The sequence below is a fragment of the Alkaliphilus transvaalensis ATCC 700919 genome (assembly GCF_000621485.1).
In the GTDB taxonomy this organism is placed as follows: Bacteria; Bacillota; Clostridia; order Peptostreptococcales; family Natronincolaceae; genus Alkaliphilus; species Alkaliphilus transvaalensis.
In genome coordinates this window covers 1-7,100 of sequence record NZ_JHYF01000030.1, presented here as the reverse complement: position 1 = coordinate 7,100, position 7,100 = coordinate 1, and the positions used below count along the sequence as shown (strand labels likewise).

Annotated in this window: 6 protein-coding genes; all 6 read left to right on the top strand. The window is 35.2% G+C overall.

Annotation, left to right across the window (positions count from 1 at the left end; all coding sequences use genetic code 11):
• Positions 1 to 741, top strand: a 741-nt coding sequence (locus T335_RS20970) for a copper amine oxidase N-terminal domain-containing protein (RefSeq protein WP_156943702.1), incomplete at its 5' end; no start/stop codon positions are given.
• An 18-nt stretch (positions 742 to 759) separates the two neighbouring features.
• Positions 760 to 3,453: a hypothetical protein gene (locus T335_RS20965; protein ID WP_051569348.1), complete on the top strand. Its 2,694-nt coding sequence runs from the start codon at positions 760 to 762 to the stop codon at positions 3,451 to 3,453.
• A gap of 184 nt (positions 3,454 to 3,637) precedes the next feature.
• The gene (locus T335_RS0115220; RefSeq protein WP_026478299.1) at positions 3,638 to 3,931 is read left to right on the top strand and encodes a WXG100 family type VII secretion target; all 294 of its coding nucleotides are present in this window, start codon (positions 3,638 to 3,640) and stop codon (positions 3,929 to 3,931) included.
• Positions 3,932 to 4,209: 278 nt separating this feature from the next.
• A complete protein-coding gene (locus tag T335_RS0115215) occupies positions 4,210 to 4,965 on the top strand; it encodes a hypothetical protein (protein ID WP_026478298.1) in 756 nt (251 codons plus the stop codon).
• A gap of 388 nt (positions 4,966 to 5,353) precedes the next feature.
• Entirely contained in the window at positions 5,354 to 5,644 is a 291-nt protein-coding gene (locus T335_RS0115210; RefSeq protein ID WP_026478297.1) for a class I SAM-dependent methyltransferase, read from the top strand.
• Between the two features lie 116 nt (positions 5,645 to 5,760).
• Positions 5,761 to 6,786, top strand: a complete 1,026-nt coding sequence (locus T335_RS0115205) for a hypothetical protein (protein WP_026478296.1) — start codon at positions 5,761 to 5,763, stop codon at positions 6,784 to 6,786.
• Positions 6,787 to 7,100: the final 314 nt, after the last annotated feature.

Sequence of the window (7,100 nt, the reverse complement as noted above, 5' to 3'; positions counted from 1 at the left end):
TTAATGTCTAGCACCGCATTCGGCTGGGGTCCAATTAGAGTTGTCCTGAGTGGAGAACTAATGAGGTTTCCAGATGCCCAACCCTTTCTAGATGATAATGGTAGAACCCAAGTACCCATAAGATTTATTAGCGAAGCCCTAGGGGCAGAGGTAGACTGGAACCCCAGCAGTCAAATGGTTACCATAAAAAGAGATGGAGATATAATCACATTAAAAATAGGAGAAAAGAGTATAGAGAAGAACCAAGAGATAACAGTATTAGACACAGCCCCTTTATTAAAGGAAGGAAGAACCTTTGTCCCTCTACGGTTTGTCAGTGAAGCATTAGGAGAAGAAGTAAGATGGGACCCCGCTATTAGAACGGTGTATATAAATGAAACGCTAGAAACGGCAGAGAAGACGACTGTTATTAGTGGTTATATTATACCAATTAATACAGGATCTCAGTTGGAGGTTCGACTTGGCTTATATGAAGAATTGGGTAAAAGGCAGCCGGAAATACGTATCTTAGCGAATGAGTGGACAAGAGATGCTAATTTAGAGATGCAATTTAGAGAAGCAGAGGAAATTTTAATACAAAAAATAGAGACAGAGGTGGTAAAAGCAGCTATAGAATATGCTAAAACCCGAACCAGTTATAGAGAAGGTCTTGATGATAGAAGTTTTAAAGGAAAAGAGCGGAGAATAGATGTAGGGGCAGCCCCCAATGATACTATTTACTTCCTAGTATATTTTAACTAAAGTTTTGGAGTGAAACGAATGAAAAAAATACAATTAAAATTATTAGTTATTGCAGTTGTTTCAATGTTAATAGCCTTTGAAATGATAGATGTAATGGCACAGGGGACAAGACCCCCTTTAACAGCCAACACAGACCTAGAAGCCTTTAATTATGATATGCAGCATGTATATAACTTGGGGACAAACTTTTTTAGTAGTAATACTTCAAGGGGGGCCTTAAACACTAACATCATACAGCAAGCCATTAATGCAAATAGCGACCGTATTTATTTAGTTTACGGACAACCTCATGGAACGATTCTAACCATTAATGAAGTACAGCTACAAAGATATATAGGCTATAACAGATTCGGAGATAACTATGGAAACCCAGAGTTTCCTTGGGATGCAGGATGGAGTGGGGTTCAAATACAAGACCGAGTAAACGTAAAGCATCCTTGGAATGATACAGAAGTAAGAGCAAAGCACAACATACGAGAAAGTGTATTTAATGGAATACAAGCCCTCTACCCAAATGGAGAGAGAAAGGACCTAGAAGAGTTGATACAGACAGGAATAGACCTCCATTATACCGGTAAGCGGGGGCGAGATGTCTTAATTGACCCCCCAAGCCATCAGGCCGATAGACTGGTCTATGGTGGGGAAGGCTCAAAGCCCAAGACAGCCAGTGGAGGAAGGGGACTATGGGTAGATTATGTTCACATTATACAGCCCCCTACTTATTATTCTTGGGGCTATGGACTAACAGTACTAGATAGCCCTCCAACATACTATTATCTTGAGGTACCCATCGCCCCTTTTGCCCTCTTAGATGAAGGAGATTTAATAGCAAGACTTAAAAATACTCCCACTAGGGCATCAGAAGGACAAAGGGTGGAAGTAACAGTAGAGGTAGACTCAACCTTTTCCCATGAAGTAGATACCATCTATTATTGGAATATTAATGGAGTAGGAAATATTACATATAGTGAAGGAGGCACTTCGCAATCAGGAAGATTACAGATAAACCAGCCCTCCCCAACAAATGATCACAGGGTACAATTAAAGGCTAGTTTCATTATGCCCACCTCCGACGTAACCGTAAGGTTTCGAGTAAATAATACGGTGGGGGACGATCCAAACGAAAGTAATTTAGAAAACAATGTAGTTGAGGCTGTAATCGAATATCATCCACCACAAGAAACCTCATCAGAATATGACCTAGATTACCATGTTCTATCAAGAAAAATTAAACATCCATTAGCCAATGGAGCAGATATTACTGCTATTCTACAACTCCCCCAAGGGTCATGGAAGGGGGCAGCAAGAGGAAATCTAAATGTAGATCAAGCTAGTCAACCAGAAATTTTGAGTCTGTTTACTGTGGGAAACAATCCCCCTGTAAGTGAATCCAGTGAGACTATCATAAGAAGACCTGAAATAGGGGCAACTATTGAGAGGACATCCTTTGGAGATGATCCTAAAGGAGGAAACTACTCAAATTTACCCTTTGTTACTAAGAATCCTAGTATTAGCTATAGTGGAATGGTAGATCGGGATTACGAATATGAAGTAGTAGAAGTAACAGGAGCAGATGCAGAAGGAAATCCCATCTATACAACAAGAAAAGAAACCCAGACGACTTCTGCAAGTTTCGATAATGGAACGGATGTATTAAACATAAGAACAAATATCTATAATGGACTAAAACCACAGGATATGCCCTATGTAGCAGCAAGAAACTTTAAAACAGTAGTAGAAAATAACCAAGGAACTAGTAATATAAGAAATATGTTTTGGATAAGTGATCCCTATGACTTTGATGTTATTAGATGGATGTGCCATATAGATGAAAGTGGAAATGAACATAATTGGGAAGAAGTAACTGGTCAGTATCAAAGAAGATTTACCCAGCAAAACAAGGGAGATATTACATGGACAGTCTTAAATAGTATGGCAACTGAATACCAATCAGACCGTCAGGCAGCAAGAAATATGGTAAGAGATAATAACCGATATCAAAAGATTGTATTTGCCACCGATCGAGACCTGCAACAATTTAACTATCCAGTAAAATCTGGTTATTATCTAAATCCTGCAGGGCGATATGCTGTAACCATCAAAACAGAAATGTATAAAAACACAACAGCCAATACGCCAGAGCATGCAGACCTAGTAAACCGAATCATTAATTCCTTCCGTTATCAATCGGATTTACTATACACCCATGATGGAAGAAGTACTTATACCGTAAATCTATCCTCAGGAAACCGAAATATTGGTGGGCATGAAATGCTTCGCATTAGTCAAAATTATACAAAGGACTATGAAGAAATTCAACATAGTACTGACCGCATTAATACTGGAGGTACCCATAGGTTTTGGAAGGAGATATTAGAAGGATATAGTGAGTCTAATACATCAAATAGCTACAACAATTACAAATATAGAGAGCATGTAAAGAGTGGAAACATCTATAAAGTAATGGAAGAGACTACTGTAATTTTTACAGTAAATCCAAATAATAGAAGGATTTATACATTTGCCAACATGCAGGATAGTGATCGTTATGGAAGAGATTATTATATTAGAGCATGGCTTCAAGATATAAACCTTAACAGCCTAAGCTACAGTGGTCTAAACATAGCAGGAAAGCCGAACCAAGATCATACAGCCCTAGACTCTATTCGAATAACAGTAAAAGGCTCAATGTTCGATGACTTAAATAACTAACAAGTGGCCAGATGAGGGATTATATAGTTTGATATCCATAAGTTAATATAAGTGATGAATACATGTTTTTGTTTAATCATGAAGGGATAGAGGAAGTAGTCTTTCTAAAAATATTACAAGAAGTGATGTAATATATTACAGCTAAGCTGTTTTATATAAAAATAAAACAAAGGGGATGAATAATATGTCAGGAAATTTACAATTTAGTCCACAGCAAGCCAGATCCATTGGGAGGTCTATTAAGCAAAAAGGGGATCAAGCAGATAGTTTAATTAAACAATTGGATAAGGATATTAAATCTGTAGAGGGTTGGTGGAAGGGAGATTCAGCCAGAGCCTTTGTAGATGAATTTAACCAATTAAAGCCAGCTTTAGACAAACTAGTGGTATGCGTAAATAATATCAGCACTCAAATTAATAAGGTTGCCGATGTTAAAGAACAAAGTGAAAGAGATATTGCATCAGCCCTACGTAGATAATAGGGAAAAGACAAGGCGGACTATTATTTCAGTAGTTCGTCTTGTTTACATTAATAGATAACATTAATACTAGGAGAAAAGAGTATAGAGAAGAACCAAGAGCAACGATATATAGGGGATAACAGATAAGAAAAATTAAATATCCATTAGCAGATGGGACAAATATTACTACAGTCCCCTTTGGCTACAATACCCATTAAAGATGAAAATAATGAAAGCTCTAATAGAAAAAAGAGCCGATGAATATATATAATACGAAATATAAAGGGGAAACAAAAATGAAGAAACATTACGGAATATTAGCAATCCTATTAATTTTGTCAATGATAGTAACAACAGGTTGCAGACCAGCGGGGAAAAGTAGAAGAGCAATCCAAAGGGAGATGAAGGAATACCTAGAGGCAGAATATAACTCACCAGCCCATGTAAAGAGACCAGTACTAAGTGGGAATACAGGTTTTGGCTATCACTCCTACTCAGCAGAAGCCTATCTGAAGAATGACCCAGATAATAAGTTCTACGTAAGTTACCATATTACAGATGGAAGAATTACAGCAGGTTATCATACTGTACGTTTGAGACAAGAAGGTAGAAAATCAATGTATGAGAAGTTAACTAAGTACTATAACCCAGATGATATACTTCAAATGAACTTTATGATTCATTACAACAGTGGTTTAGTTAGGACAGAAGATATGACCTATGAAAGTCTGGTGGAGGAGCATAGGGGGGAATATAGAATAGATTTAACTTTCCACATAGCAAAGGAGCATTTTAATGAAGAATTAGAGAGTGAGGTTATTAGACGGTTTCTTGAGGATTATAGTGAAAAAAACAATCTAGAAAAAATAGACCTATTCATTGTTTATTGGAATGAAGCATACAAAGAAGAGTTCCATAAAACCTTCAAGTATAATATACCAGAAAACCCTATAGAAAGGGGATTGAGGTTTGCAGATTTCTACTTGGTTGTAAGGCATACAACTGATTTTGATATAAATAACATATCCAGGTATTTTAATTATGAGGATTAAAAGAGGGAGGGAGAAATAATGTCTTCAACGAAAGCCCTAGAACTTAATGATAGGTAATATTGGTTATTATCAGCCTAGGCTTATATGGATTTATCTAATAAAGAAGATAAGCAGACTTATAATAGAGAAGTAAATAAGTTAATAGCTAATAAAAGCCCAATAACAGAAATAGACCAAAATATACAAGACTCCCTTTAACAGCCAACACAGCCCTAGAAGCCTTTAATATTATGCAGCCTTTACAGAAAATAACCGAAAAGCCCTAAATCAATTTGGATTAGATACAGGAAATGCTGTAAAAGAGCTAGTATTAGACTTAGGAGAAGGACAAGACCTTAATCTAACAATTGAAAAATTCTCAAACAATGTTATTAGATCTATAGATAATTTGCTAAATAACTTCAATAACAACTTAGTACAACTAACTCGAAATATAGAAGAAAGTAGTAGAAAGTTCATTAAGACATTAAAGGAAAAGGGAGAAAACCTTGTAGGGAAAATCAATAATGCCTTTGAAGACTTTAAATCTAACCTAAAGGGATACGATCAACTAAAAAATGATCTAAAGGATGTAGTGACAACAGCTTTTAGGGGAATAAGAGATATTGAAGGAAAAGCTATGAGGTCAGTTATGGAAGGTTCTTGGGGAATATGGAGAAAAGAGCCTAGATGCCACTAGGAAATTTCTTTGATGGCTTAAACAGCTTAAATTATTTAAAGGGATACATGTAATTTTATATATTAAGAATGCAAATATAATTTAGTTTAAAATAATTGACTAAAAGGGGGATTAATTTGAAAAAGAAAATAGAATTAATAGTGTTAATTTTATGTGTAGTCGTTATTGTTTTAGGGTGTTCCAATCAAAGTTCTAACGAAAAATATTATTTAATCGATGATTTAAGTGAGGAAGTTGTAATGGAGTTCTTTGCAGAGTTGACTGATGCCTACAATAATGTATCAAGTGAAAAAATTCAAGATTTATCAGGAAAGTTGTTCGAAAATCAAGAACATAAAAACTTATTTATTGAAGGAATTGCTCAACTTGCAAATTTTACATTGCATTATGTAGACATAGATTTTTCAACTAGCAAATATGCAACAGGAACTTATGCGTACAGCTATAAATTAAGAGATAGCTTTGATAATACAGTATATTTCAGTTTAGGTGAATATGAAATAGAGAGAACATCTACTTATTATCAACTAGTAAATTTGGTTCCTAACATGAGCAATGACAGGCTTATTAAGTTTTTTGAGGTGAAGGAAAAGAGTATTGAAAAATATGGCACCGATAATCTTTCTGAACTACTTGGGTACGATACAGAGTCTAAAATTAAAAAAAGTGATTTCTACAGTAAGGTCCCAGAAGTTATTGAATATAAATTACATACAGTAGAGTCTAATGCTTATCATATTTTATACCCAGAAGCTTGGGAACTCCAAGAGGAAGATAGTAATATTCAGTTTATCCCTATAGGAGGACGTTTTATATCTCATGAGGAAGGAATTGTTATAAATAAAGTTGAAAAGGGAAACAACACCTTAAAGGATTATGCCGTAGAAAGTATTGATGTTTTGCAGAGTAAGTATGCTGATTTGAGGTTGATAAACAATGAGTTGATAATGGATTATAATTACGAAGCATGGAACATAGCTTTTGTAAGAACCATAACAGAAGAATTAGACTATTATTTTGATATAACAATTATTGAACATGATGATGCATTTTATGTTTTTCAGCTATACAACTATGACTTTAACGATGAGGATTATAGGGAAATAAGCAAAGTAATGTTAGAGAGTTTAGTATTTAACTAAAATGTTACAGGATTAAAGGTTTGAGGTAAAAACATTAATTAATTTGCCGAGTAGCAGGAGACAAATAAAATCTCTCTTCCTGCTACTCCAAAACACTAAACAAGAAAACAAAGAAACTCTTATAAAATAAAGTTGATTTATATAAACTTGAGCTAATACATAAGGGGGGATATAACACTGAAAAAACAATACGGAATATTAGCAATCTTATTAATTTTGTCAATGATAGTAACAACAGGTTGCAGACCAGCGGGGAAAAGTAGAAGAGCAATCCAAAGAGAGATGAAGGAATACCTAGAGGCAGAATATAACTC